We start from the raw sequence: 2,264 nt of genomic DNA on the forward strand, positions 1-2,264 counted from the left end.
AGTACCAGCGTACGGCCCACAGAATGATGTCACGCTGAAAATGCCGGCCTTTGAATGGGTTCATGTGCAGCTCCATCAGCAAAAGGGGATGATAAGTTTATCACCACCGACTATTTGCAACAGTGCCCAAAAAAGTTCGTGGTGGAGAAAAGATAAGCTATGCAAGGCTTTAGGAGACGTGGTTTTTCAGGATGACGAAGAACGATTCGGCGCTAGGTGCAACATAGGTGCATCGCACGAGCGCTAGGAACGGCGAAAAAAGGCGGACGTGGCGAAATCGGTAGACGCAGCAGACTTTAAAATTGGAGTGCCCGCGGGGAAATCCGCGGAGTAGAACCGCTCAAAGTCGGGGAACGCTAACGGGCAATACCCTAAGCCAATCCCGAGCCAAGCCCCTTCGGGGGAAGGTGTAGAGACTGGACGGGCGGCGCCTAAAGCCTTCGGGCAATGGCGAAGGGACAGTCCAGACCACGAACGTCATCAGACGGCGGCGAAAGTCGAGGTGGTACGAAAATCTGCTTCTCTGTGAGAGTACGGGTTCGAGTCCCGTCGTCCGCACCACAAAGCCAAACATCCCTGCGATGATCGACCTCTGGGCGTTTGGTCGTGAGCCCGCCACCCTCGCGCTACGCTTTGCGCAGGCGTCGAAGGCGATCAGGTGCGCCCATCGATTCCGTCGAGCACCATCGCTGCGAGTTCATCGCTGGTGTGTGCACCACTATCGAGAACACGGGTTGTGCATGGAAGCCGTTCCCTTGCGGCCAAGCATCGGGCGACATTCGCTAATCGCCACTCTCGAATCTCCGCATTTCGATTCGGGTCAGGATGCATGGTCTGGTTCGCGATCCGGTGACGCAATAGGTCCTCGTTGAGCGTCAGAAAGATGTGCAGCAGCTGATCGTCGATCCGCCTTACCCCGTCGAGTATCTCAGTCAGATAGTCCGGGTGCACGAGCGTCATTGGGATGATGATGTCCTGCGAGTAATTCCTTCGAATCTCCCTGACCGCCGCGATCGTAAGTCCCCTCCACAAGGGGAGATCCTGATAGTCTCCGCTCGCTGGCATGGGGACCGTTTCTTTCACCACGAACCCGATTTCCTCGGGGTCAAAGATCAGCGATTTGGAACGCCGATCGCGCAGCCGCTTAGCGAGCGTCGTCTTTCCGGCGCCGAAAGGTCCGTTGATCCAGATTATCATTGTCGACGGCCTCTAACCTGAAGGCTCGCAAGAGCGCTCGACGGCCTCGTGCGGAGGCACGATCGGAGTGGTTCCGAAATGCTTCTCAAGATAGGTGACGCCGAACGTCACGATGTCCTGCGCGTCGAACAGGTAGCACTGAGCAAAGCCCACGACACCTTCTCGATGGCGACCGAGCTTCACGTAAGCATTTGCTATAGTTTCAACCGCATCCGGCTTTCCTTCGATAGCAAAGCAATCGAGAATGCCGTTTGAATCGTAATCCGATGCCGTTTTCCAGGCGACTTCACCGTCTCTTCCAAGCATCGGCATCTCATACGTCACCCACCGTTTGTTGGGGATATCGGCAACCGCCTCGGCGTAGTGCAATGCGGTAACGGAGTTTAGCGGCGCACCCAACAGCAGGGCCTTCCCGCCAAGGCGAACGAACCGCTCGACGGGCGATCCTTCCCCCAAGGCGTGACCGAGTTCGTGAGGCTCCGTCAGCGTTTCAGCCAGCGGACCAACCGCGACCATCGATGCATCGGGGTGCGCGCTGCGCCGCGCGCCGGGGGCTTGAACCAGAAATTGATTCAGCAGGCCGAACCCACGGTAAGTCCCGGCTGTTGCGGGATCGAACGGCAGCCAGGTACGGCGGGCTTCGTCATCCAGCCGAGCGCCATTCAGAGTCTCCTCGTAGGGTGATCGGTCCCACGACGCGTATCCCATCACAGTGCCAGTCGGCCCAACCGCGGAGCGTAACGCGGCAACGACCGTCTCCGCTCCTCCTTCGACCGGACCAATCGCTTTAAGTGAGGCATGCACCATCAAGAGGTCACCGGTTTGGACTCCGAGTTTTTGAAGCGCCTCCGTTATTGCCTTCCGCGTATGCATCGCGATATCTCCTCTAAACTGCAAAACACTATACCTATCGAGATATCACTCTACTATACCTATCGAGATATAGAGGTGGTCCCACTTGTTTGAACAACTAAAAGCGTATTTATAAGTGATATTCCGCTCTAGTTAAGCCACCTTGTTTTGTTGGGGTAGCTGATCATAGTAAAACTCATTTGGTGTCATTTTGT

The 2,264-nt window shown here is 56.2% G+C and carries 3 protein-coding genes; 1 reads left to right on the forward strand and 2 read right to left on the reverse strand.

Features of this window, described 5'->3' with window-relative positions; translation table 11 throughout:
• The coding region (locus FTU19_RS16485) for a hypothetical protein (RefSeq protein WP_206299284.1) at positions 1-247 on the forward strand (247 nt) is incomplete at its 5' end.
• 407 nt (positions 248-654) lie between these two features.
• On the opposite strand, the gene FTU19_RS16095 is transcribed toward FTU19_RS16485, so the two are convergent.
• Together FTU19_RS16095 and aac(3)-IId are read right to left on the reverse strand one after the other, a co-directional pair.
• Positions 655-1,197: an AAA family ATPase gene (locus tag FTU19_RS16095; RefSeq protein ID WP_000587837.1), complete on the reverse strand. Its 543-nt coding sequence runs from the start codon at positions 1,195-1,197 to the stop codon at positions 655-657.
• 12 nt (positions 1,198-1,209) lie between these two features.
• On the reverse strand, positions 1,210-2,070 hold the full coding sequence (aac(3)-IId, locus tag FTU19_RS16100; RefSeq protein ID WP_000557454.1) for an aminoglycoside N-acetyltransferase AAC(3)-IId: 861 nt from the start codon (positions 2,068-2,070) through the stop codon (positions 1,210-1,212).
• Positions 2,071-2,264: the final 194 nt, after the last annotated feature.

The organism is Acinetobacter sp. YH12072 (assembly GCF_013419565.1).
Lineage (GTDB): Bacteria > Pseudomonadota > Gammaproteobacteria > Pseudomonadales > Moraxellaceae > Acinetobacter.

What these genes read in the sequence shown, in the direction of transcription:
- FTU19_RS16095 (WP_000587837.1), bottom strand. Translation starts at nt 1,197, where the DNA reads ATGATAATCTGGATCAACGGACCTTTCGGCGCCGGAAAGACGACGCTC.